Origin of the sequence: Polluticoccus soli, from assembly GCF_029269745.1 — a bacterium.
GTDB classification, from domain to species: Bacteria; Bacteroidota; Bacteroidia; order Chitinophagales; family Chitinophagaceae; genus Polluticoccus; species Polluticoccus soli.
On record NZ_JARJHT010000003.1, the window covers coordinates 382,530 to 407,804 of the forward strand.

Sequence of the window (25,275 nt, forward strand, 5' to 3'; positions counted from 1 at the left end):
CTTGAATATAAGTCTCTTGAAACACGAACAGTACCGCTAAAAGGAATTTTTGATCCACATAGGCGTAAGATGCGTATAAACACGCTTCGTAAATACGTAACATTACTATTGCGTTCACTATATTAATGATTGATATTTGTGCCAGATCAATAATAGTAAATCAGTCATCTTATGAAAACTTCATCCTTTACAATTCCTACCCGAAACACAAGTAACCAGCAAGCACATGGTACCAGGCAATCATTGATCGCACCTATAACTATTAGTTAAAAAACATGACTACGAATGTAACGCCGACCAAAGAGCTGAACCTGCAGATACAGCCGAACTTCGAACGTCCTCCGATGGCATCAGCTCCTGCGAGCACAACGCTGGACGGAAGCAAGGTAATAAATGGATTACAACCCGACGGCACCACCGTCGCAGGTATCAAATCCAACGAAAGTTTTTTGACAGCAGAGGAGCTAACCACGCGACCTGCCTATCCAGGTATGCTGGTCAACTACAATCGTGTACTGAGTTCGATTCCGGCCAGCATACGAGATACCAGGGGCCGAAACATAACAGTTGCTGTGCTCGACGATGGCCTTGATCCCATACATCCTGATTTTTCCGGCGCGTACAACAATATTACCGATACTACGTCTGGCCAGCCATTAGCAGCTGACATCAACCAACACGGCACACCCGTTGCAGGTATTATCGGCGCTCGCTCTGCTTCGCCCAGCAATGGCATTACAGGTGTAGCACCCGAATGCAAGCTTTTGCCCGTCCGCATCATCAATGGCGCAGATGCAAGTCCGAAGTATGTTATCGCAGGTATAAAATACGCGATTCAACAAGGAGCAAATATCATCAACATCTCGCGCGCTATGCCGTTTGATGACGAACTCAACCAACTGATCACCGATACGGTAAACAATAAAAACATCATTGTAGTAGCAGCCGCCGGCGATGGCAAACTAATGCTGCCACAATACAGGCCCTTCCCGGCCAGTAGCAACGCCTGCATAGCGGTAGGATCTGCAATGCCTGCCTTTTTGAGTGCGCAAAGTGCGAGTCTACCGCCGGTCGTGACCATATTTGCTCAAAGATGGATGCCAGGCACTAGCAGCCAGAATTTTTATATCCAGGAACCCGGCAGCAGTTTTGGCTGTGCGTTCATATCGGGTATCGTTGCTTTAATGCTCTCGGCTGGTTGTGCACAAAACCGGGCAAGCGTTATGAACAACCTACGTCAGTTTGACACAACTGTAGACAATCCGGCATTTGTAGATGCAGGGCAATTCACTTACAAAATATCGTCTTAATAAAAACACACACGCAATGAAAACCATCACACTTTCGCTTGTCGCCATTCTTTTTGGAAGCTCGATACAAGCGCAACCGTACGCTTTTAACGATGCAGTTGCACTCAGAAAACTGGTCGTCGGAAAAACATTCACACCCGCCAGCCTGAAAATTGCTGATACGATCCTTTCAAAATACCTGGACGTTAACGCGGGCGAAGATGTACGAGTTGACTTCTACCAGGAAAATGACCTGTTTATCCCATTGCTTCCTGCGGGCAGCGCCTTTGCGGGCCTGAGCGGAATTCCTGCAGTTGGCGCGGGCAACCCCTTTTCTTCCATTGGAGGTCTTGATGTTACGACCCTGGCAGATGGCATTGCACGCTTCCTGGTAAAACGTACAAAAGAAGAACTCAGTGTTGCATTCTTCGATAAGTTCAGGAAGGAAATGAGCAAAGAAAAATATCGCGATGCGGTCACATTGTTTCCAGAAACATGTGACATGCTCGGCGATATAGGCGACAACATCTACATGTACCAGGCATTTCTCCCCGCACTGCAGGAAGCGTTTCAGCAAGACCTGCGCATGCTTACCAATAATTTGCCCAAAGTGATCACCGATGGCAACTACGCAGCGTTCTTCAACCGCCACCCGCTGTTAAAATACACCTGCCTTTCTGGAAATTATGTTACCAATGGTATACTTAACGAAGTACATCCGGGAAAGATCATCGAAGGTTTTCCGGTTGAATACATAGACAGCATGGCGAAGGAACAATATGCCAGCTACGACACGTTTGCCACGAAAAATATTTCAGCAACGCTGAAGCTATTCCAACTCGTCTCTACTTCCTTCAAAGCACAAAACAATAGTGATTACTGGGTACCAGCCGACTCGGTGAAGAAAGCTTTTTCTGACCCGCTGACAGTTAGAATATACTTGTCGCTGATAGCAGAACAGGCTGAAGACATTGAATTTGTAAGAATAGACGGCAATGAACGTTCTGTAGCAACCATACTGAAAAAACTGGCTGCCGCCTACAACGCGAATTACCCCGAATATGCTGCATTTTGCACACAACTTGTTGCAAAAGGAGAAACTGTGCATGGTTACATTCTGGAAGCCGAAAAGATAACGAGGGAAAAACAAACACCTCCGTTCGAGCTCTATTACAACTATTTCAACGGCGTGGTAGACCTGATTGAACAGGCAGGCAGGTTTACCGAACTGCCTTTCATGGAGAAGAAGGGCATGGGCAGATTCGACACCACCTTTGCCAATTACATTCGTATTTGTCGCCGCACATCAGACCTGGCACTCAACATTAAAGAGCGCAACTACAGTACCGCCGCGGTCGACGCTTACACCATATACAATTTTGCCTTCAGCAAACCCGTCATAGAAAAAGACCAGGAGTTGAAGTTGCTGGGAGCAGAAGAAGACAGGATCATGAACGCCCAGCGCTTTTCACCAGTTCTGCTACGTCTGGGTACATTTATGGCTTCGGTGGCTGAAGCCAAAAGTTCGGAAGAAGTGAGCGACGCCATAGAGGCCGCGGCCCTGCCTGCAGGATCATCGCGTGTAAAGCGTGAGTCGCGGGGTAACATTGCGCTCAACGCCTACCTCGGTCCGTTCGTAGGATATGAGCGCATTGAAGGCATTGACGATCAGTTCCAATTCAATTCGTACGGCCTGCTGGCGCCTGTGGGCGTGTCGGCAAGCCTCGGCCAGTTCTACTCCGTCTTCAGCGGAAAACACACCAGCTCGCTTTCACTATTCTTATCCGCTATAGACTTGGGAGCCGTAGCCGCGTTCAGGATGGAGGACGATGAAACATCCCAGATACCAACCATCACACTACGCGAACTGGTAGCACCGGGTGCTTTCCTTATTTACGGCTTTGGCAAAACACCTATATCATTTGGAGCCGGCTGGCAAATAGGTCCTCGTCTGCGTAATGTAACGGCAACCGACAATACAGTATCAGAAATGTATTCCAGGTTCAGCCTATCGTTTACGGTAGATATACCGCTGCTCAACTTTGCCACCTGGCCGGGCAACAGGCAATAGACTTGTCAAACGATATCAACCGATCCCCGCCATCAGCGGGGATCTTTTTTTGCATACCTTATCCTCCCCTAACTTTACCCCATGAACCTCTATATAAAGAACATGGTGTGCAACCGTTGCCGCATGGTGGTGAAGAACGAACTGGAGAAGGTTGGTATCGAACCCCTGAATGTGCAGCTGGGCGAGGTGGAACTGGCCGAAAAACCATCGGCGCAGCAAATGGATGAGCTGAAACACAACCTGGCGGACGTAGGCTTCGAGCTGATAGATACAAAGAAGGGACGCATCATTGAGAAGATAAAGAATGTGGTCATCGACCTCATTCACCACAGCGAAGACCAGACCAAACTCAAATACAGCGAATACCTGTCAGAAAAACTTAATCACGATTACTCCTACCTCAGTAAGCTATTCTCTGAGGTAGAAGGAAAGACCATAGAGCAATACATCATATCCCAGAAAATAGAGAAGGTAAAAGAGCTGCTGGTGTACGATGAATTGTCATTAAGTGAAATAGCCTGGCAACTGGGTTATAGCAGCGTGGCGCACCTTTCGGCGCAGTTCAAAAAAGTGACCGGGCTCACCCCAAGCTTTTACAAAGACAAAGGCATGCACCACCGCAAACCTCTGGACGGGGTTTAATAGCCAGTTAATAGAATTGTCATAGTGGGCTAAGTCGCCAACGGCAGATCATCAATTTTTCCGTAACTTGTATCAAGAAATAAAAATCAGCCATTATATGAAAAGACTCTTTACTACTCTAGGCCTCATCGCCGTAGCTGCCGTGGGCTATGCCCAGGAAAATGCTACCGACTTCACCGCCACAGATTGCAATAGCACCAGCCACACCTTGTTTACTGACCTGGACGCCGGAAAAACCGTGGTGATGGTATGGGTAATGCCTTGCAGCGCCTGCAATAACGGCACCAGCAATGCCTTTACCGCCGTGCAAAATTATGCAGCTGCACACCCCGGCAAAGTGCTGTACTACCTCATCGGCGACGGGATCGGAAATGACCAATGCTCTACCCTCCAGACTTTTGCCACCAACAATGGTGTAGACCTGAGCAAGGTGAGCGTATTCAATAATAACGGTAACACTATTGACGAAGCCAACTATGGCGGCAGCGGCATGCCACACATCGTGATAGCCAGCGGTACCGATCACAAGATCTGGTACAATGAAAAGAACGGCACTGGCGCAGGCATCGTTGATGCACTCAACAAAGCGACCGGTGTAAACGAAGTGGCGCAGCAACTGAGCTTCAGCATGAGCCCTAACCCTGCCGGCGATGTACTGAACATCAAATACGCACACGACATCACCAGGGTGACCATTATTTCTATTTCAGGACAGGTAGTTAGAGACATTAGCTACGAAGGCGGAAAACAAAACCCTTCTATCAATATGTCGAAAATACCTGCAGGCAACTACATGATAAAAGTACAGGACAACGAAGGCCGCAGCGGCATCGAGCAGATAGTGAAACTATAACAGCAAGCCCACTTACATAACTTAAGAGAGCCATTCCGCAAGGGGTGGCTTTTTTAATGTACCATAATCATGTAACACTCCTCCATAGTTGTATAACAGTCCGCCCACCCCGCGGTGCGACCTTTGTGTTATAATCTTTTAGCGATGACACATACATACAACATCAGCAATATGACCTGCTACGGCTGTGTAGCCAAGGTAAAAAGCGAGCTGCTGAAGCTGGGCGATATACTGAGCGTAGACCTGCAGCTGCAAGCGCCACAGGCTACCATTACTATGCAAAAACACATCCCTACTTCCGTACTGCAACACGCCATTAGTAACGCTGGCGAAAATTATAAGATATCAGAAGCGGACACTTCAATGCATCATACCACGACCGCAGATGACACAGCAGCAACCACCAACTCCTATTTTCCCATCTTCCTGATATTCGGCTACATCACTGGTGTCACGCTACTGGTACAGGCTGCGCAGGGCGGTTTTCACCTGATGCAATGGATGAGCCACTTCATGGCGGGCTTCTTTGTGGTATTCTCTTTCTTCAAGCTCATGAACCTGAAAGGTTTTGCCGAGGGTTACCGCACGTACGACGTAGTGGCTAAAGCAGTTCCCGCCTGGGGTTTCATCTATCCTTTTGTTGAGCTGGCTTTGGGTGCTGCTTTTCTTACAAGCTTCAACCCGATGATAACTAATGCGGTGACGCTGGTAGTAATGGGTGTGAGCACCATAGGTGTAGTACAAAGCCTGCTGAAGAAAACACCTTTCCAGTGCGCTTGTCTTGGTACGGTAATTAAACTGCCACTCAGCAAAGTCACTTTGTTTGAAGACCTGCTGATGGTGGCAATGAGTGCTATAATGCTGGTATTGCTATAACCCTTTGACGAACAATAACGCATCAAGATGAAACAATTGTTTTTCCTGGTATTCCTGCTTGCTTTCTCGATGGCTGCTACGGCTCAGCATGAGCACCATATGCAACAACCGCCGAAGAAGGCTGCTCCTGCGCCGAAACCAGCCGCTACCAAAAAGCCTGCTAAAAAAGCGACTCCGGCTAAGGCCGCTACAACAAAGAAGCCTGCAAAAAAAGCGGCTGCCACAGCTCCCCAAAAAGCAGTCGCACCCAAAGCCACTCCAACGCAGCAACACGATCACAGCATGCATATGCAACCTGCAGCTAAACCTGCAACAGATCATAGTATGCACATGCAGCAACCTGTGGATACCACACCAACACACGACCACAGTGAACACATGCACGCGGCCGACACTACCATGCAACACGACATGGAGGAGCACGACCACACTACGCACAAAGGTCATGAGATGAACATGGAAGCTGATTCGTCAATGCAACACGATATGGGCGGCATGCACGGCGATCACGACATGAGTAGCATGAGTCATGCCTACTCGCTCAACCTGCCTATGAACCGCAATGGCTCGGGTACCGGTTGGCTGCCCGACGAATCACCCATGTATGGTAAGATGTACCACACCAAGAAATGGATGTTCATGTTGCATGGAAATGTTTTTGTGCGCTATGTAAAAACAGACCTGTTTGATAACGGTACCCGTGGCGATTCCAAATTTGATGCACCCAACTGGTTCATGGCAATGGGCCAGCGCAAAGTGGGCAAACGTGGCCTGTTCCACTTCAGTACTATGTTCTCGCTAGATGCACCGATAGTGGGTGGAGAAGGTTACCCGTTGTTATTCCAGTCTGGTGAAACATGGAAAGGCAAACCGCTGATAGACCGACAGCACCCGCATGACCTATTCTCTGAACTGGCGGTGAGCTATGCACACGCCTTCAGCAAAAAAGTAGATGCCTTTGTGTACGTAGGTTATCCCGGAGAGCCTGCTTTGGGCTCTGTAGCCTTCATGCACCGCCCTTCTGCTATGCCCAACCCCGATGCACCCATCAGCCACCACTGGAATGATGCTACACATATCACCTTTGGTGTAGCGACGCTGGGTGTACGTGTAGGCAAGTTCAAGCTCGAAGGATCTTCGTTCACCGGCCGCGAGCCGGATGAGGACAGATATAATTTTGATAAACCACGTTTCGATTCCTGGAGCGGAAGGCTGTCGTTCAACCCATCCAACAACTGGGCATTTCATGTAGGCCATGGCTTTGTAAAGGAGCCCGAGACAACACACCCCGGCCAGGACGTAAACCGTACCACCGCATCGGCTACTTATAGTAATGTAGTGCGAGGCAACCTGCTCAACGTTACTGCCCTATGGGGACTAAACAAAAAAACACAGCTCGACGGCGAGAATGCTGCCCTGCTCGAAGCATCGTACGCTGTCAACAGGTTGAATGTGTACACGCGTTATGAATGGATACAAAAATCTGCAGAAGAGTTAGGACTTGAAGAGCCCAACTTCGATCATCACGATATCTTCCCCGTCAATGCGCTCACGTTAGGTCTTGCTTACGACCTGTTCCATCTTGGCGTCATCCGCATAGCAGCAGGAACGCAAGCTTCGCTATATATAGCGCCTGAAAAACTCGATCCTATTTATGGCAACAACCCTATGTCGGGACAGGTATACCTGAGATTGTACCCAACACTGATGAGATAATATACTAAACACTACTTCGTAGAAGCCGCAGCAATACTGCGGCTTTTTTTATTGCCGCTCCATCGGCACGGGTTTTGGGCAATTATTTAAGCACTACTCAACCTATCACTATGAAAAAAGAAGAGTTTGACAAACTGCCTGATTCCGAAAAACAGCACTATAACCATTGCACGAAATGCAACGTGTACTACGACACGCGCGACCATAAGCAGTCGCAAAAACATGTGCACGGCATCAACAGCGATGAGTTTACTACGCAGGTAGTTGAAATGACTGAGCTATAAAAGAGATGCCTTATAGCATTTGCAACCTTTCAGCGCTCACCGGCTTTTCCATAAAGGTGATAACATAAGGATCTGCCATCGCCTTGTCTATATCTTTCTGGTTGATGGTAGAACTAAGCACTACTATCGATTGCTGCCTTATCATCTCCGGCAGCTCCCGGTAATGTTCCAGGAATTCGAACCCAGTCATTCCGGGCATATTAATATCAAGGAAGATGATGTCCGGTAAGCTCTCCTCATTCTTGATGACGCCAAGATAATCGAGCGCCAGCTGCGCCGACGGCATCGTGAGGATGTGCTCTGCAAAATAGGTTTGCCTGATCATCTTCTCCGCAACAAACCTGTCTATGTTACTGTCGTCAATGATCAAGACTCTCTCGTAGCGAAAGATATTATTCATAATGGTAAAGAACAGGAACGATGGTCGTACAGCAACAATAATACGTAAATTTATTCATCCTTTATTTTACATAAGTAAACCAGGCCCCCAATCGAAAGTAAAAATGCCACCCTACACTTTGAAGACCCACGCTTTCACGGCCTTACAGTCGGTTCTAAGACGTATTTAAGAGATATGCATACGCGGAAGACCTCGTCAGTATAAGCCAGTTATAGATGGCTGAAACATTTCTGTTTTTTAACCCTACCGCGCAATGCACGTCACTGCTATTTTCGCCGGCATAAAGCACGGCCATGCACATTTACAAGATCACATTTCTAAAAAACCAGGTACTATCGGTCACGGAGGCCGAACCTGAAACACATTTCGACGGGAGTGTTTTTTACGAGCAGGCAAACGGGCAACTGATATTCGCCATCGTCAAGGCAAAATCAAAGGAAGCTGCAGAGGAGATCGCCAAAGAGATAGTTGACGGTATCGAAAAGTCATAGCTGGTTTCACAGTGGATCATCAGCCACAAAAAAAAGACGCTGCCTTATGCAACGTCTCTCTGTATGGTCTACAGTGGGATGCATGGAGCATACCCTTACTCTTTAACATATTTACCTATGGCGATTATGTTGTCTTTTTCATCATACACTGCATAGCTGTACACACCCTTCGCCAGCTGCGGAATATCCACATCAATAGCTGGTTGCCCATTCACCGTTGCTGCCGCACCTGAGGTGTATATATATTTTCCCATTACGTCGCGCATTTCCACCACGAGGTTTTTCTGCGCAAATGGATTATTATTTGTTTCTATAAGTTTAATACCCATATTAGGCCGGTTGGAAACTACTCCTGTAGCATTATCTGCGGGTATTTCGTTATTTGTCAGCTTGTTTTCGGCGAAAGCATTGGTATAACCTGCTATTATCACACACATGCCTGCTACCAGGCCCTTCATCACTTTTTTCATAAATCACTATTTATAGGAAACGATTCACTACTATACTTATAAAACCGTGCCAGCGAGAGACATTACACATAAACACATTTAACAATATGTAAATTTTATTATATCGGCCTTAATTTTTCAGTAGAAATACGGTTGCTGTGCAGCTGACAGTGGTCGATTTTTGTATTCTAAATGATAGCAAAAATTAATAGAAAAGCAACTATCTAATTCATTGTATTTATTACCACTACAGGTTATTTTGTGTACGCTGTATTATGACTATCAATATGATGACTGCACTGGACGACAGGATATGCGCCGCAGTAAACAACATTAAGACAACCGCCAACGAATACCCGGGCGTCGTGATCATACAAAACCTGGCTACCCAACGGTTGCTATATATGTCCGACAGGGGCCTGAACATCCTGGGTGCGAACTGGGAGGACATGGCAAAACTCACTCTCGAGGAGTATTACATTCGTTTCTTCAATATCGAAGACCTGAACGACTATGCACCCAAGGTTTTTGAATACCTGGAAAAGAACTCGCCCGACGATTCAGTCACCTTCTTTCAGCAGGTAAGGTCAAAAGATGGTAATTTCAGGTGGTACAATACATCCATCAAAATACTAATGCAGGATGATGAAGGCCGTCCCCTGCTCACCATCGTATTCGCCGTCCCCATCGATCCGCTGGAAAGTGTAAAACATAAAGTCGACCGCCTGCTGGAAGAGAATACCTTCCTGCGCGACAACTACCAGAAATTCTCCAAGCTGGGCGACCGTGAAAAAGGCGTGTTGAAAGCGTTGGCCCTGGGTAAAAGCAGCCAGGAGATATCTGCAGAATTGTTCATGTCTGTAGCCACTGCCGATACCCACCGCCGCAACATAAAACGCAAGCTGGGTACACAGTCGCTATACGAGCTGCAGCAGTTCGCGCGTGCATTCGATTTAATCTAATATTAATCCAAATTATTCCAAAATACCCAGTTCTGAGTATTGTCGGGCTTCCTACTGTTTTGTTAATTTTGCAGAGATTCCTTTATCAATCATCGAAAGCTATGCAAAACTGCTCCTAAACGGGAGAAGCCAGGCTATTGCCCCTATATAACTAAGATCACGACCCGGTACGAAACAAACCACAACACGTATACCTATGTACACATTTACGAACAAGTTCAGAAGCCTGCTGCTGGCAATTGCAGTACTCACTTCACTGGTAGCCTTCCAGTCGTGCGAAAAAAAGGACCCGTGCGGCGAGAGCTGCGTAAACGGCTACTGTGCCGATGGTGACTGTGTTTGCCAGACAGGCTACAGCGGCAAATGGTGCGCTACTTATGTAGGTGGCGGTAGCAGCTCATCTTCAGGCGGCTCTACATCATCTTCTGGTGGCTCGTCTTCAGGAAGTTCTACATCTTCATCTGGCGGATCATCATCTTCTTCGTCAAGTTCATCTGGCGGTAGCTCTTACAAACTGACTTTCTGGTCAGATTTCCAGGGCAACCCGATCAGCGTATATGTTGACGGTTCTTATGCGGGCCAGATCACTCAATACTACAGCAGCACACCTTCTTGCGGCGCTACAGGCTGTGTTACTAAAACATACACAAGCCCACGTACTGTTTCTTACTCAGCCGAAGACGGCACACAAACATGGAACAGTTCTGTAACAGTGAGTGCAAGCTGTAACACAATGTGTCTTCAGGACTAATAAGACCAATAATAGCTTTTGTGTAAATGAATCTTGAAGTATGTATTCAGCTATAAGTTTATTTATTGCTAAACGCAACATCCGCTGGCTCTCATTACTGCTGGCGGATGTTGCGCTTATATGGGGCGCCTTTGCCTTGTACAGTTACAACACCTGGTACCAGAATTTCATTGGCAACGAAGCCCGTTTGGCGCTCGGTGCCATTGCCGCGTTCTATACCATCGTGTCTATCATCAACACCATCAGCCGTCGCGATGATGAAACTGCTACCTCACCGGGGCAGATCTTTTTCTCGTCGCTGGCGCAGCTGGCCGACAGCATAAGCAACACCGGCCAATTCACCATACCGCGGTTTGTTTCGCAGCAGCGGAAAACACAGTTCCTGTTCCTGGTTGTGAAGTTGTTCTTCATCCCCATCATGGTGCAGTTTACCGTGGGCAACAGCATAGACATGGCGCGCGAAATAGAACGTGTGGTGAAGACCGGCATGGACCGTACGTTTTTCATGTGGTTCAACAACATCGCCTTTCCGCTGGCGCTTACCGGTTTCTTTTTGCTCGATACCGCGCTGTTTACATTCGGCTACCTGTTCGAGTCGCGCAGACTGGGCAATAAGATACGTTCTGTAGAACCTACCTGGAGTGGCTGGTTAGTAGCACTTATTTGCTATCCTCCATTCAACCAGGTGCTGAGCGAAGTAGCCCCGCAATACACCAACATGTATGCATGGTTCGATGGGTCTACGGGTGCCACTTTCGTGCTGCGCCTTGCTGTCGTTTCGCTCATCGGCATCTATGCATGGGCATCGGTATCGTTGGGCACGCGCTGCAGCAACCTCACCAACCGCGGCATTGTAACCGGCGGCGCTTATCGCTTCGTTAGGCACCCGGCATATATAGCCAAAGTAACGGCCTGGTGGTTGACACTGATCCCAATACTGCCCGGCAATCCGTGGGCTATTTCAGGTATGGCAGTATGGACGGTAGTGTACTACCTGCGCGCCATAACAGAAGAACGTCACCTGCTGGCAGACCCCGAGTATGCCGACTATTGCGAGAAAGTAAAATGGCGCTTTATACCGGGCGTTATCTAGTAGTGATACGTAAAAAGATCACGTACAACTACGCTGTTCTAACCTAACATCCTGTCAGACATTTGTAGAAACAGATCATTAATTATTCAGAACGAAAAAACGGACATTATATGAAAAAACTCAGCTTAACATGGCCATTGGCACTGCTCTTTATCCTTACCTCTTTTTTAAGCGCCTGCTCTAAAGACGAAGACGATCCTGAACCAACACCAACTAACACTACCAAATATTGGGAGATGGGCGTTGAAGGCGGAAACTTCTCTATCAACACCAAAGACCTGGTACTGTACGACGATGGTGTAAGCGTGAACTACAACAACTATTACGTGATGCAGACATCACTGCCTACATCAGACTTTGAATACTATGGCCTGGCAATACTCGTACCTAACGACCCATCGCTATACAGTGTCGACGTGTCTGGCGTAAGCGCTATCGTGAGCCATGCAGGCGGCGAAACAGGCAATGTGTACACTTCGGGAAAATATGTTGACCAGATAGAGCTGAAAGGCGAGACCTACCTGCGCTACAAACTAGAGATGCGCGACCAGCTGTTGAGTGCAGATGCCAACACCTTCCACAACGTAGTGACGTCAATGACAGTAAAGTACACGAATAAATCTACAGGCGCCCTGGTAAACTCGCGCAATGTAAAAGTTGAAGTATACGTAAGAGATTAATCAACCAACACAGCATTCAATTTATGAAACAGATATTCTTCCTGCTTACACTGATGATGCCTTTCGTGATGAAAGCGCAAACACTGAAACCGGGTTATTACAAATCACAAGACGGCTACATTACCGTAACTGTGAACCAAGAAGGTGATGCGATCAACATGAAAGACCAGGCTGGCGACCACGTATATCGCAACGAAGGTGGCACATACCGCAACACCAACCCGAAGTATTCAAACTTCACGATCAATGTTGTGGATGCTGATCACTTCCAAAGTCTGAAGAACGGTGCCGGTGCTCACACCTGGACCTACTCTGGCAAAGCGCCTAGCGCCGAAGACTTTGTAAAAGACGAAGAGAACGAAGAAGACTGCGAAATGGCCCAGCGGTACATGGAACTGGCGCAGAAAGGTGGCGATGATACGCAGGTAAACACCTTTTGCGGCGCAGCTGCACTCATGAAATGCAACATGAATGCGGAAGGCTTTGCAGAATACGCACGACAAACAATTGCCTCGTTGAAACAGATACTTGTGAACCCCGGCGTTAACCCATGCACAGATGTATTTACAGCTGCGCAATGGAGCGCTAATTAGCCAATAAGTGGTTTGATTTGACTCCCGCCTTCGTGGCGGGAGTTTTTTTATACAGGAAAGCCGCGCGTATCGTAGCTTTGCAGCCATGAGAGCCGTTTTCACACTACTGATCACACTATGTTCATTCGCAGGCTACAGCCAGAAATTCATGTTGGGTGTGCAGGGGGGAATGCTATACAACACCGCTCCGATCGGGTCGTCTGAATACTTCACCAGTTTTGAGAGCAAACCGCAAATGATAGTTGGCGGCAAACTAGGTATAGACACGCGCAAAATACAGCTGGGAGTTGGCTGTAATGTAAGCGGCGTAGATTATATACGAGAAGAAACGATTCCCGCAGTTTTTAGCATTCCAGCCATTATTGAATACAGATACTCTTCACCAGTTATCAACCCATACTTGTTCCTAAACATCAAAAAGAATCTTGTTCGATCTTTCTTATACTTTGGCATTAACGCGGGTTTCGCACGTTTCAATTCCGGCAAAGACGAAGTTTACGCCGCTGGTGTCCCATTCGACTATGCCGGAGTTAATGGCACCATACCATCTGCTGGGCTACAGGCAGGTGCTCGCATAAAACTGATGGACGGCATGGGCATTTCAGCCGAGGCGGCGATGCGCTATACATCCGCCGCTCCCGGAATGCATGTACATAAGCCAGATTATTCGGGGCTGGAAAATTACAAAGGTGGTATTTTCTCCTTCCCGCTTACTCTGGGTGTTGATTATATTTTCTAAACTGTTTCATTAAACATATTCAAATGCCGGGCAAAGCCCGGCATTTTTTATTCTAAGAAACCATCCAAACGCCCACGGGGCTTGATTTTCCTCCGCCCGCAGATTATCTTTAGCCTTTTCACTAAAACCAAATCAATATGACTAGATGGAACTCTATCCCCTGCCGGATAACACTACTACTTTGTTTGCTTTTTTCCTTCAACAGCCGCGCACAGATAGCAGACAGCGCCGCCTACATGGAACAGCAATGGAAACTCTACCTCGACTCGGTAGAAACCACTATGAATTACCAACACGGCAAAGTAGCGCTGAAAGAATACGCTAACCTTACATTGCCCGAGACGTACAAATTCATTCCCGCCGACAAAGCGCAATTCATACTACACGACCTTTGGGGCAACCCCGAACGTCCCGATGTGCTGGGCATGGTCGTAAAATCTGATTTTGCAGTGTCGACTACCGGTGCCTGGGCCTTTATTGTAACCTACGACGAAGATGGCTTTGTAAAAGACGAAGACGCAGCAGACATTAACTACGACGACCTGCTGAAAGAAATGCAAGGCGGTGAAGCGGAAGAAAATAAAGCCCGCAAAGAGCAAGGCTATGAATCCGTTCACATAGTTGACTGGGCAGCTAAACCATACTACGACAATGACAATAAAGTGCTGCACTGGGCCAAGAAGATACAATTTGGCGAAGATGCCGAGAACCTGACACTTAATTACGACGTGCGCATATTGGGCCGCAAAGGTGTGTTGAGCATGAACGCGGTGGGCAGTATGAGCCAGCTGGCAGATATCAACACCCACATCCCGAATGTGCTGAAGATGGCAGCGTTTACAGATGGTAACAAGTACAGCGACTTCAACCCATCTATGGACAAAGTAGCAGCTTACTCTATCGGTGGTCTTATTGCAGGTAAGCTGCTGGCAAAAGCAGGCATACTGGCGCTGCTGCTGAAAAACATCAAACTGATAGCGCTGGCACTGATGGCTATGGTAGGTGCTTTCCGCAACAAACTGGCCGGCTTGTTCAAAAAGAAAGAACAACCTTTCACGCCTACGCCTGTTGAAGAAGAACCGGTAGCTGAGCTGGCGCCTGTAGCCGAAGTGGCAGAAGAAACCATTGCTGCAGAAACAAACGAAGAAACGAAAAGCTAACACGCTGCATGCTGACGATCATTATTATCATCATTACTGCCATTACATCCTTTTCTGCATTCAACAACGAGGTGGTTTTCGAAAAACTATGCCTGTACCCTTACCAGATGAACCAGACCAAGAAGGAATACTTCCGCTTCGTGTCCGTAGGTTTTGTACATGCTGACTTCGGCCACCTGTTGTTCAATATGCTCACGCTGTATTTCTTCGGCACAGAGCTGGAGAACCATATCTTCTCTACCTCGCAATATTTGCTGTTCTATACATCGGCACTGGTGCTTTCCTGCGTCACGGAATACTCAAAGCAAAAAGACAATCCGGAGTATCGTGCTTGTGGTGCCAGTGGTGCAGTAGCCGCCATCATGTTCGCGCAGGTGTTGTTTCAGCCGTGGGGTGTTATCTATCTTAAGTTCATCATCCCTATTTATTTCATCCTGTTCGCTGTGGGCTATCTCATATACTCTTACTATATGTCGCACAAAACCGAACAGCGTATTGGCCACGGCATACACCTGTGGGGAGCACTGTACGGCATCGCGTACACGTTGATACTAAAACCGGAGTCTTACAGCATTTTCTTAGACCAGGTACGGAATCCACCCTTCCTGAAATAACAATAGCTATTAATGAAAAATGCCGGGCAAACGCCCGGCATTTTTCATTTCCCATCCGCATAACGGCTGATTCGCTAACTTTATCTACCGCTATGAAGCCAGCTATAACATTTCTCTTCTTACTATTAGCGTGCACACGATGCTTCGCGCAAGCCGAAGACCAGGTAGTATTTGTAAATGGCAAAAGCTTTGTACTGAAGCGTGGCGGACTGAACGAGATCTATTCGTTCCAGACACTGCACGAGACTGAATTATTCAGACTATACCCGTACTACGGAGCAGACACAGGCATGGTCATCTATTTTGTACGCAGCAAAAACCTCGGACTACTGCGAGGCAATACACATGAAACAACCGTCACAACATTCATAGCAGGACTACAAAAGACTGCACTCATCCGCGACACGACAATTGATGAACAAAAAGAAAAAGCGTTCATCAGTAAGCACCCGCTACCACATGGCTATATACCGCCGCAATTGATGGAGCACTATGAACGACGGAACAACCGCGTTCCACCGCATCGCGACGATCACCGCTAAAAGTTCACACCTCGCATTCCATATTCGAAGATTATTGCAGAGATGATCAACGTTACTGCAGAGATAACACTATTGTTGAGGTAGTCAACGTTACGGTAGAGGTAGCTAGTGTTATTGCAGAGATAGCTACCGCTAATTGCCTAAATGCAGTTGCATCTCTGCATTACAAACTGTTCAGTCAACAACAGAAATACATAATAACATTGTTGTATGATTGAAATCTCACCACCAATATCCCATAACATTTCCCGAACAAATTCAAAAATCACCATATGCCAGCACTAACTCCAATACAACCAAATCTTTATTTCCGCCGCGTCAATTTATATGTTAAGGCGCCGTTATTGACCCGTTAGGCAATTGTAAAGCGGTGCTATAAAATTCAACATCGGTGATAGCTGAGCATACATTCGTGCAAAACCAGAAAACATGCAAAGCAAACTCTCTCACCTGCTTCTGGCACTGCTGTGCCTGTCCGGCGGACACGTCCTCGCCCAATGCCCTCAAAGAATCGACAATTACACATCCGGAAGTGCAAGCTCAACAAGTTGCCCAGGCGTCAGCGGTAACGCAATCGCCACCAATTTTACCGGCACCTCTTATGCAACAGTTCCCGGCGGTACTAAAGCAGGGAATTTCGAGGTAAGGTGGGACATCCCCGGTCCAAGCCCGATTCCTGCCATCAAGGCTTTCTACTCCGACTCTGCGCAATTAGCAGTTACGGCCGGGCCTGCTTCGCCCATCAACATAAACGGCTCCAACTACAAGGCTAGTTATTGCTTTTACGGATCTGTCAACCTTCCTACCGGAAAAAAATATTCGCTCATATTTGTAAACCCTCAAACCAATGCGCTACTGTACACTTGTTCATTTGCCAGTGATGTTGCAATATCTCAGCCTACGGTAACTACGCAACCACAAAGCAAGAGTGTTTGCATAGGTTCTTCAGCCACATTCACTGTTGCTGCAACCGCTGCGGCTGGAACTGTTACATACAGGTGGCAGAAAAATGGTGTGAATATCGCCGGTGCAACCGGTACAAGCTTAACAATAAATCCAGTGACAGCGGCGGATACCGGTACCAATATTTACCGTGCACTGATCGTACAAAGCGATGGAGCGATACAGATCAGCAATGAAGTTTCTCTTACACCTGCTAATCCGGCTATATGGACCGGATCTACCAACAGCGACTGGAAAACTCCCGGCAACTGGAGCCCTGCCGTTGTGCCAGATTCAACCAAACATGTGTACGTAGGCAACGCCACCAACAAGCCAACTATCGCTGCAAGCGACACAGGAAAATGCAAATGCCTGACCTTGGATAATGGTTATGTGTCTGTAACTGGTAGAGTGGAGATCGCAGGTCCGATCTATTTGCTTTCCGGCGGCTATATGAAAGCAACCAACGGTGCAGTTGCCCTGAACGGCACCTCGGGAGCACAGACATTACCGGCAAACACATTTGAAACAAATACCGTAAAAGACCTTGCATTTGGCAACGCTGCAGGTGTTACCCTGGCAGGACCAACCAATTTTACCGGTGAACTTAGGCGATTCTCTGGCACGCTGACCACTGGCGGATTCCTTACACTGAAAAGCACCAGTACCGGAACAGCACGCGTAGCGGAATGCGTTGCCGGCAGTATCTCGGGCGATGTAACTGTTGAACGTTACATACCTACAATGCCGGGCAATCTCCGCACCTGGCGGTTGCTGGCACCGGTAACATCCGGCTCTCAAACTATTCGTGATGCCTGGCAGGAAGGCGCCACAAGCATTAATAGCAATCCTAATCCCGGTTATGGCACGATCATCACCTGCAATTCAAGCTATAGCACTACAAACGGATTCGACGCCGTTATGCCTTCCAGTTCCATCTTGACCTGGGACGTGAGCAATCAAAGCCTTAACACATCGCCGGTTACCAACACCAATACAAAAGCACTGTCGAGCGAGCGCGCATATTTCCTTTTCATACGTGGCGACCGCAGCGTTTTACCAGGCTCAAGTACAAACGGAGCAACCACAACGACCTTGAGATCGAAAGGGACGCTGGCGCAGGGCGACCAACCAACTATCACTGTACAAGAGAATAAGCTGATGGTGTTGGGCAACCCCTATCCGTCGGCCATAGATTTTAGTTTGATGTCTGCTTCAGACAGGGTAAACATGGGAAACAGGTTTTGGTTATGGGATCCAAGGTCGAACGGCAGCTATGGAACAGGTGCATATGTGCTGTTTGACAATGCATCAGGATTTACGCCCTCAATTACCGGTGGCTGTTATTCGGGACCAAACTCCACCATTCCGATGGGCATGGGCTTCTTTGTAATGGCAACAGGTGGCACGGGCAGCTTAACACTACGCGAAGCACACAAGACAGATGGCGCCAGCAATAATGGATTTAAACCAGCGGTAAACAGCGATAAGTTGCACATACAGCTTAGCTACCTGAAAAACGGGACAACATTAAGCCCGGCCGACGGCGCGTTCATACTGTTCGACAATAGCTATGCAAAAGGAGTTGACGACAATGATGCACAAAAACCAGTGAACGCAGGTGAGAACCTGGCGATAGTGAGCGACGATAATACATTGGCTCTCGAGGCTCGCCCAGGTGTTTCAGAAAATGATACCGTTGCATTGAAAATGTGGAAGCTGCGTGCCAACGACGTGTATCGCTTTACTATTACACCTTCATTCAATACTACGAACGTAAAAGCCAGGCTCATAGACAGGTACCTGCAAACCGAACAGTGGTTTAGTATGGTCCTGCCAACCAATGTTGACTTCAGGATAAATGCAGACTCTGCCTCTTTTGCACCAGACAGGTTCTACATAGCCTTGAGTGCGGCACCTGTATCTGTTAAAGATCCGGTTGTAAACGATGTAACTATATACCCCAACCCAACCAATGCTCAAAACATTAACATCAGTATGCCTAATGCTGCTGCCGGCAACTACAACTTCAGGATCGTTGACATACAGGGAAGGATCGTTTACAACGAAACTTACCAGCACGTTGGTCATTCGCTGGTGAAAAAACTACAGGCAGGAGTTTTGGCGCCGGGCAACTATTTCATTGCTATCTCAAAAGATGGTGTTGAATTATCTACAAGAAAACTAACTATCAACCAATAACAGACCCTATCACTATGAAACCAACCTTGATAAACCTTTTTTAGTACATAGATCATAAACAGATAACACGGAAAGCGTTTCCACGCCATTCAAATTAGCTTGCGCCTGCTACTTCAGTTGTAGCGGGCGCACTGCTTTTTACGCACTGTCAGATACTTCTCTATCCTCACCATCTTCTGTATCTTCTGTATCTTCTCCATTTTCTATATCTTCCCTATTCTTCATTGCCATCTCCAGTTCGCCGATCATTTTATTAGTATTTCTCGCAGTTGTTTTGACTTCTTCCAGCATAGTTGCGCGCTCCTGTTCATTCTTTTCTTCCGAGGCACGAGTTAACGAACCGGATATGTTGGCCAACGGCTCATGCATTTTTTGCGCCAGCTCCCGGGCATACTCCACAATGCGGGACAGCTCCCGCATCAGGTCGTGAATAACCTTCCGGTTCTCCTTGTCTCTTTGCTTGCGTTTAGTAACATCGTGCATGGCGGTACACACGCCTATAGGCTCTGCGTTGCTTGTTACCGGCGTCACGATCACGTGCAGGTATATTTGACCGTGAGGAGTATCATAGACAGCTTCATACGATACAGGCTCAAGATCGATCATCACCTGGTTGAAAAGCGCGCGTACATCTTCCCTCCGCTCCGGCTTCAGTACTTCAATGAAGTTATCACCCACTTTCATGTCCAGCTCTGTCATGGCATGGTACCGCTTCGTCATGATGCTGTTGATCGATAAGATATTCAAGTCCTTATCGCAAAGCATTAGCGGCACGGGTGTTGCCTCGATCATAGAGCGCATTTTAGCCTCCGACCGCGCCACTCTTTCTCCGTTGAACTTTTTATTGTAAAACAGCATCAGCATCTCTGCCAGCGAGTTGAGGAGATCGCGCTCACCGGTCACAAATGGCCCTTCGTCTTCGGGTGGCTCTTCCCGGCAATAGATCACTTCGACATAACCTTTACGTCCATCTACAAACTGCAGCGGTGTCCGCATCAGGTACGGCGAATCCACCCAGTTATCAGTGGCATACACCTCCTCACCAACCGAGATCCTTGCGGCACAGGCATCGCTATGCTGCCAGCCCACAGGAATGATATTCACCACCTTGGTAAAGGCGGATTCTACACTCTGTCGCTCATCCTTCAGCACTTCACTGATCTGGTATATCGCAGACAGTTCTTTCATCCGCTCATGCAGAACGCGTGTTTTCGCCTTCACGGTTTCTTCAAGGCGCATTGTTGCATGGGTCCTGAAGTATACAAATGCCGCCCCTGCTGCACTGAACAGTATTCCAAACAGAGCAAGTATCCAAATACCGAAAGCGGAGCTATAACCTTTTGCATAAGCCGCATGCAGTGTCCAGTCCTCGCCGGGTATGAATACAGAATCTACCATATTACCCCGGGGCTTGTACCCGTCAAAATAATACTCTCGTTTATTCGTTGCTACGTTCACCTTCGACAACTGGAAGACGAACTTCTGGTCTTTGTTCTGAAATTCAGGAATAACGCGTTGTATGGTCGACAATTTCGATACCACTACCGCGATACCGATAAACCTTCCGTCAAAAAATATTGCCTGCCGGCCCGCTATGCCCTTTTCGTTTGAATTCCGCATCGGGAAGGGGCCCGCAAAACGCAGGTCTTTTTTCTGCACCGCCAGCATGGTCTCAGCACGTCGCACGGGGTCTTCCAGCGGATCTTTGCCGAGGTAGAACTCGTAACCTTTGAGCGGATAAATATGCGTGGTGGTAAACGAGTCCAGGAACTCTACCAGGTCCAGCGCGGGGTTTAAGTGTATGAGATTCCTGGCGGTACTGTCAAACCACGACAGCGTACTATCCTGGGCATACAACATGGCTATTGTATTGGCCGACGATATATTGTGACGAAGCACGGTCTGAAACTCTTCCGCCACATCCTCCAGCTCCTGCTCAAGGGCGGTGCGCTCTTTTGCACGGTTGATCTTGTATTTTTGGTATACCAGCAGCTGGGTGATGACAAGCAGCACCACAAATATGATGACCGCGTACACCTTATACATTGACTCCGTCTTTTTGAAAATGCTCCGCATACCTTCGTTCAATTACATACCTGTCAGCTCTTTTTACCAGTTAATACCTCGTCAAGAGAAACCACCACCTTATCAGCCCGCTGCACCAGCTGCTGCAGTTTTTCTATTATCTCCTTCCGTTTCTGCTCGTTCGCTTCGGCAGTAGCCTGGCTCACCTGGTCTTCTATTGCCTGTAGTGGTTCGCGCAGCTTTTGTGTCAACAGGCGCATATACTCTCCCATTGCCGCCTTGTGTTGTGTCAGGCTTTCCAGCATGCGGTGGTGCTCTTCTTCCCTGCGCTTGCGGTTGGCTATATCATGCATCGCTACTGCTACGCCTATGGCGGTATCACCACTCATTACAGGAGCAACGGTGATGTTTATATTGAGATTGCCCAATGGCAGCACATAGTTTTGCTCATACTCTATAGGCTCATGTTCCTCCATCACTTTTGTAAACACATTGTAGACCTCCTCACGGTCGCGCGGCACCAGCGCTTCTATAAAATTATCGCCCACTTCCAGGCTTTTACCCATCATCTGTATATACCTGGTAGCCATCACGCTGTTAACGGCCATCAGATTGAAGTCTTTATCGCAAAGCACAATGGCTACCGGTGTTGCCTCGATAAGCGAGCGCAGGATACCTTCTGAACGGGTGATCCGCTCACGATGGTACTTCTTGTTATAAAACAGTTCGATGGTTTCCGCTATTGAATTGATCAGCTCGCGCTCTTCTTTTAGGAAAGGCCCCTCGTCCTCGCGCGGCATTTTCTTCAGGTAAACTACTTCTACATTCCCTGCGCGTCCATCTGCAAAACTCAGGAGAGCCTGCAGTTTATGAGGCGTATCCTCGTAGTTCTTTGTTGCGTACACATCGTCACCTATCACAATACGCGCGGCACACACATCTGGATACTGCCAGCCCGCAGGTAATATATTGACCACCCGGCTGAGCGCAATGCTTACACTTTGCAGTTCATCCTTCAGTATTTCGTTCGCCTGGTATATCGTCGACAGCTCTTTCATCCGCTCATCGAGATCGTGCGTTTTTTTCACTATGGCATGCTCCAGGCGCAGGGTCTCGTGCGTTCTGTTATACACAAACAAAGCCCCCAGCGCACTAAACAGTATACCGAACAGCGAGAGCAGGTAAACATTATTCCCGGACTCATAACCTTTGTGATAGGCCGCATACAGCGTCCAGGCGCCTACCGGCATGTACACTGAATCCACCCAGCCGGCCTTCGGTGTGTACCCGTCAAAGAAATATTCCACCTGCCCGGTAAGCGGACTTTTCTTCCCTAACCGGAAAACAAACTTGTCGCCTTTGTTTTGGAACTCAGGTATGAGCTTAAAAATGGAGCTAAAACTGGACACCACCGCTATGCGGGCTGCAAGCCTGCCATGATCATACGCACGCACCCGTCCGGCAATAGCCTTGTCCTTGGTCAATAACCTGTCGTAAGGTCCAGCAAAGGCTAACTGGCCGGTTTTGTCGCTCAGTTCAGCTTCAGCCTTGAATCTTGGAATTTTCATCAGGTCCTGTCCTATTACCTTTTCGTTGCCCTTTAAGGGGTACACATGTGTGGCAACGTTCACCTCGTACACCTGTATCATGTCCAGTCCCTCATTCAGCGCCAGCAACTTCGGGCTGGTACTGTCAAACCAATTGAAAGTTCTATCGTGCTGGTACAACATGGCCACAGTATTGGCCGTAGAAATATTATGCAGCAGTATCGCGCCCAGCCTGCCGCGCACTTCATCCAGTTCGTGCTCCAGGTCTGTCCGCTCGGCTGCGCGGTTAATAGAATACCGTTGGTAAACCAACAGCTGTGTAATGATGAGCAGCACAACAAAGGTTATTGCGGCGTACGCCACAAACGCTCTTTTTCCTTTTTTGAAGATACCTGCCATAATCTTCATTCTTTTGGATTGCCAAAGCTGCTACGGTTTCTTAGCCTTTAACGTTTCGCCCATTTCTTTTATCAGGTTATCTACCTCTTTCGCCAACCGATGAATGTTGCTGATCGCTTCTTTTTGCACACCGTTCTGCGACTTTTCAGCCTGTTCAGCAGCGCTGATGATAGCTGACACCGGCACTCCTACCCGCTCGTTCATTACGCGCGCAAATTCCACCATTGCACTCATGTGTTGCATCAGGTCGCTAATGATGCGCCTGTGCTCTACTTCCACCTTCTTACGGTCAGTAATATCCAGTACAGTAATGCACACTCCTATAGCCGAGGCATTGGAAATGACCGGTATCATACTTATGTTCAGGTATACGGGATTCTCTTCAGTTCCATATTTCACATCATACTCTACCGGCTCCATATCCTGTATCACCCGGTCAAAGTGGGCTTTCACCTCTTCCTTTCGCTCAGAATTTACAGAGTCCATAAAATTATCTCCTACGTCGGACGACTTTAACGCGACGGAAGAATAGATGACCCTCATCCGGCTATTGAGGGCAAGCACCTCGCCCGTCGCGTCTGCCAGCAGTACCCCTGCAGGCATCGCCTCAATAGTGGTGCGCAGGCTGGCCTCCGATCTGGCCACCCTGTCGCGGTGCAGTTTCTTGTTGTAGTAAATCTGTATGGCTTCTGCCAGTGCGTTCAGCAGTGCGCGTTCATCTTTCATGAACGGCCCCTCGTCTTCCAGGTTCATGGTATCAGGATAGCTCACCTCCAGGTACCCTTCGCTGTTGTCGTTAAATATCATAGGCGCCTGCATATGATAGCCTTTTCGGCTGCAATCACCACTGGTATATTCTTCTTTACCAATAACAATGCGCGCCGCACAACTTTCAGGGTATTGAAATCCGCTGGGTATTATTTTCACCACCCGGCTCAGGGCTATACCTATGCTCTGCCTTTCGTCTTTCAGTATCTCGTTCACCTGGTATATAGCAGAGAGTTCTTTCATGCGTTCGCCCAGGTCGCGGGTCTTTATCCTGACAGCATGCTCCAGCTTGGCAGCTTCATACGTTTTCATATAAACGAACATGGCTCCCAAACCACTAAACAATACACTAAACACAGCCAGCAGGTAGATCGTATAGTGGGTAATGTAGCCTTTAACGTAGCCCACGTGCAATATCCAGTCTCCCCTCCTGTTGTACCTCGACACCTGCCAGTCGTCTGCCGCGTTGTAGCCTTTAAAAAAGCTTTCCTTTTTATGGGTAACCGGATTCACTTTCGTAAGCTGGTACACATATACTCCGCTCTTATTATTCAGCTCCGGCATGCGCTTCAGGATGGTTGAAAGTTTGGTGATCGTCACTGCTCCACCCAAAAATTTCCCTTCGTCGTAGATAGGCAGTCTCGTTGCTATACCCTTCTCCCCTGTCAGCAGATCGTATGGCCCGGCAAATCTTATTCGCCTATCTGTCAACGCCTGCTGGGTTTCGGCACGCCTGCGCGGATCAGTCATCACGTTGTACCCCAGTATCACCTCGTTGCCTTTTAGCGGATACACGCGGGCAATATTAAAATTTGTATCTACATACTCCACTATGTCTATCGATTCATTCATCTCCATCAGGTCTTTAGCCACATCGTTAAACCAGGCCAATGACTGGTCATATTTCACAAGCGTCACTATCGTTTTTACAGACGATGCGTTGTGGGCTAAAACGATATTGAGGTGATCTTTGGTATCATCCAGTTCCAGCAGCAACTGGTTAAACTCTTTGGCACGAACGGCCCGGTGGCGCTGCCATACCAGCAGCTGTGTGACAGTGAGGAGCGCAACAAAAGTTATCACGGCATATATCACCGATAACTTTCTGCCTTTTTTTTTCAACAACTTGAGCATACTCACTCACAACCCAAAGGGATACACCTCCGGCTCTCCATATAAATTTACCG

Annotated in this window: 23 protein-coding genes; 18 read left to right on the forward strand and 5 right to left on the reverse strand. The window is 47.9% G+C overall.

What is annotated here, in order from left to right:
- Positions 1-275: 275 nt before the first annotated feature.
- The 7 genes from P2W83_RS18060 to P2W83_RS18090 all read left to right on the forward strand — a co-directional run bounded on the left by P2W83_RS18060 (position 276) and on the right by P2W83_RS18090 (position 7,731).
- Positions 276-1,310: a S8 family peptidase gene (locus tag P2W83_RS18060; RefSeq protein ID WP_276135179.1), complete on the forward strand. Its 1,035-nt coding sequence runs from the start codon at positions 276-278 to the stop codon at positions 1,308-1,310.
- A 16-nt stretch (positions 1,311-1,326) separates the two neighbouring features.
- Positions 1,327-3,360, forward strand: coding sequence for a hypothetical protein (locus P2W83_RS18065; protein WP_276135180.1), 2,034 nt, complete (start codon positions 1,327-1,329; stop codon positions 3,358-3,360).
- Positions 3,361-3,441: 81 nt separating this feature from the next.
- On the forward strand, positions 3,442-4,002 hold the full coding sequence (locus P2W83_RS18070; protein ID WP_276135181.1) for a helix-turn-helix domain-containing protein: 561 nt from the start codon (positions 3,442-3,444) through the stop codon (positions 4,000-4,002).
- A 97-nt stretch (positions 4,003-4,099) separates the two neighbouring features.
- Positions 4,100-4,855, forward strand: a complete 756-nt coding sequence (locus P2W83_RS18075) for a T9SS type A sorting domain-containing protein (protein ID WP_276135182.1) — start codon at positions 4,100-4,102, stop codon at positions 4,853-4,855.
- A 144-nt stretch (positions 4,856-4,999) separates the two neighbouring features.
- Positions 5,000-5,731, forward strand: coding sequence for a heavy-metal-associated domain-containing protein (locus tag P2W83_RS18080; RefSeq protein WP_276135183.1), 732 nt, complete (start codon positions 5,000-5,002; stop codon positions 5,729-5,731).
- Positions 5,732-5,758: 27 nt separating this feature from the next.
- On the forward strand, positions 5,759-7,447 hold the full coding sequence (locus tag P2W83_RS18085) for a hypothetical protein (protein WP_276135184.1): 1,689 nt from the start codon (positions 5,759-5,761) through the stop codon (positions 7,445-7,447).
- A gap of 110 nt (positions 7,448-7,557) precedes the next feature.
- Positions 7,558-7,731, forward strand: a complete 174-nt coding sequence (locus P2W83_RS18090; protein ID WP_276135185.1) for a hypothetical protein — start codon at positions 7,558-7,560, stop codon at positions 7,729-7,731.
- Between the two features lie 10 nt (positions 7,732-7,741).
- Here the strand turns inward: P2W83_RS18090 and P2W83_RS18095 are convergent, their stop codons facing one another.
- Positions 7,742-8,131, reverse strand: coding sequence for a response regulator (locus P2W83_RS18095; RefSeq protein ID WP_276135186.1), 390 nt, complete (start codon positions 8,129-8,131; stop codon positions 7,742-7,744).
- Positions 8,132-8,424: 293 nt separating this feature from the next.
- Here P2W83_RS18095 and P2W83_RS18100 point away from each other — a divergent pair, with 293 nt between their 5' ends.
- On the forward strand, positions 8,425-8,622 hold the full coding sequence (locus P2W83_RS18100) for a hypothetical protein (RefSeq protein ID WP_276135187.1): 198 nt from the start codon (positions 8,425-8,427) through the stop codon (positions 8,620-8,622).
- Between the two features lie 95 nt (positions 8,623-8,717).
- Here P2W83_RS18100 and P2W83_RS18105 read toward each other — a convergent pair whose 3' ends face one another.
- Positions 8,718-9,092 (reverse strand): hypothetical protein, encoded by a 375-nt coding sequence (locus P2W83_RS18105; protein ID WP_276135188.1) that lies wholly within the window; start codon positions 9,090-9,092, stop codon positions 8,718-8,720.
- 254 nt (positions 9,093-9,346) lie between these two features.
- Here P2W83_RS18105 and P2W83_RS18110 point away from each other — a divergent pair, with 254 nt between their 5' ends.
- The 10 genes from P2W83_RS18110 (at position 9,347) to P2W83_RS18155 (ending at position 19,349) form a co-directional block, all read left to right on the forward strand.
- Positions 9,347-10,033, forward strand: a complete 687-nt coding sequence (locus P2W83_RS18110; protein WP_276135189.1) for a LuxR C-terminal-related transcriptional regulator — start codon at positions 9,347-9,349, stop codon at positions 10,031-10,033.
- Between the two features lie 196 nt (positions 10,034-10,229).
- On the forward strand, positions 10,230-10,784 hold the full coding sequence (locus P2W83_RS18115; RefSeq protein ID WP_276135190.1) for a hypothetical protein: 555 nt from the start codon (positions 10,230-10,232) through the stop codon (positions 10,782-10,784).
- 40 nt (positions 10,785-10,824) lie between these two features.
- Positions 10,825-11,877 carry a methyltransferase family protein gene (locus P2W83_RS18120; protein ID WP_276135191.1) on the forward strand — a complete coding sequence of 351 codons (1,053 nt, stop codon included), beginning with the start codon at positions 10,825-10,827 and terminating at the stop codon, positions 11,875-11,877.
- A gap of 110 nt (positions 11,878-11,987) precedes the next feature.
- A complete protein-coding gene (locus tag P2W83_RS18125; protein ID WP_276135192.1) occupies positions 11,988-12,557 on the forward strand; it encodes a hypothetical protein in 570 nt (189 codons plus the stop codon).
- Positions 12,558-12,580: 23 nt separating this feature from the next.
- The gene (locus P2W83_RS18130; protein ID WP_276135193.1) at positions 12,581-13,150 is read left to right on the forward strand and encodes a hypothetical protein; all 570 of its coding nucleotides are present in this window, start codon (positions 12,581-12,583) and stop codon (positions 13,148-13,150) included.
- An 85-nt stretch (positions 13,151-13,235) separates the two neighbouring features.
- On the forward strand, positions 13,236-13,889 hold the full coding sequence (locus tag P2W83_RS18135; RefSeq protein WP_276135194.1) for a hypothetical protein: 654 nt from the start codon (positions 13,236-13,238) through the stop codon (positions 13,887-13,889).
- 137 nt (positions 13,890-14,026) lie between these two features.
- The gene (locus P2W83_RS18140) at positions 14,027-15,049 is read left to right on the forward strand and encodes a DUF2167 domain-containing protein (RefSeq protein WP_276135195.1); all 1,023 of its coding nucleotides are present in this window, start codon (positions 14,027-14,029) and stop codon (positions 15,047-15,049) included.
- 8 nt (positions 15,050-15,057) lie between these two features.
- Entirely contained in the window at positions 15,058-15,663 is a 606-nt protein-coding gene (locus tag P2W83_RS18145; protein ID WP_276135196.1) for a rhomboid family intramembrane serine protease, read from the forward strand.
- 92 nt (positions 15,664-15,755) lie between these two features.
- Entirely contained in the window at positions 15,756-16,205 is a 450-nt protein-coding gene (locus P2W83_RS18150) for a hypothetical protein (RefSeq protein WP_276135197.1), read from the forward strand.
- Between the two features lie 429 nt (positions 16,206-16,634).
- The gene (locus P2W83_RS18155; RefSeq protein ID WP_276135198.1) at positions 16,635-19,349 is read left to right on the forward strand and encodes a T9SS type A sorting domain-containing protein; all 2,715 of its coding nucleotides are present in this window, start codon (positions 16,635-16,637) and stop codon (positions 19,347-19,349) included.
- A 138-nt stretch (positions 19,350-19,487) separates the two neighbouring features.
- On the opposite strand, the gene P2W83_RS18160 is transcribed toward P2W83_RS18155, so the two are convergent.
- From P2W83_RS18160 to P2W83_RS18170, 3 genes are read right to left on the reverse strand one after another with little or no spacing between them, the layout of a single operon-like run.
- On the reverse strand, positions 19,488-21,425 hold the full coding sequence (locus P2W83_RS18160; RefSeq protein ID WP_276135199.1) for a PAS domain S-box protein: 1,938 nt from the start codon (positions 21,423-21,425) through the stop codon (positions 19,488-19,490).
- 23 nt (positions 21,426-21,448) lie between these two features.
- Entirely contained in the window at positions 21,449-23,329 is a 1,881-nt protein-coding gene (locus P2W83_RS18165; RefSeq protein WP_276135200.1) for a PAS domain-containing protein, read from the reverse strand.
- Between the two features lie 21 nt (positions 23,330-23,350).
- Positions 23,351-25,171 (reverse strand): CHASE domain-containing protein, encoded by a 1,821-nt coding sequence (locus P2W83_RS18170; RefSeq protein WP_276135201.1) that lies wholly within the window; start codon positions 25,169-25,171, stop codon positions 23,351-23,353.
- Positions 25,172-25,275 lie beyond the last annotated feature (104 nt).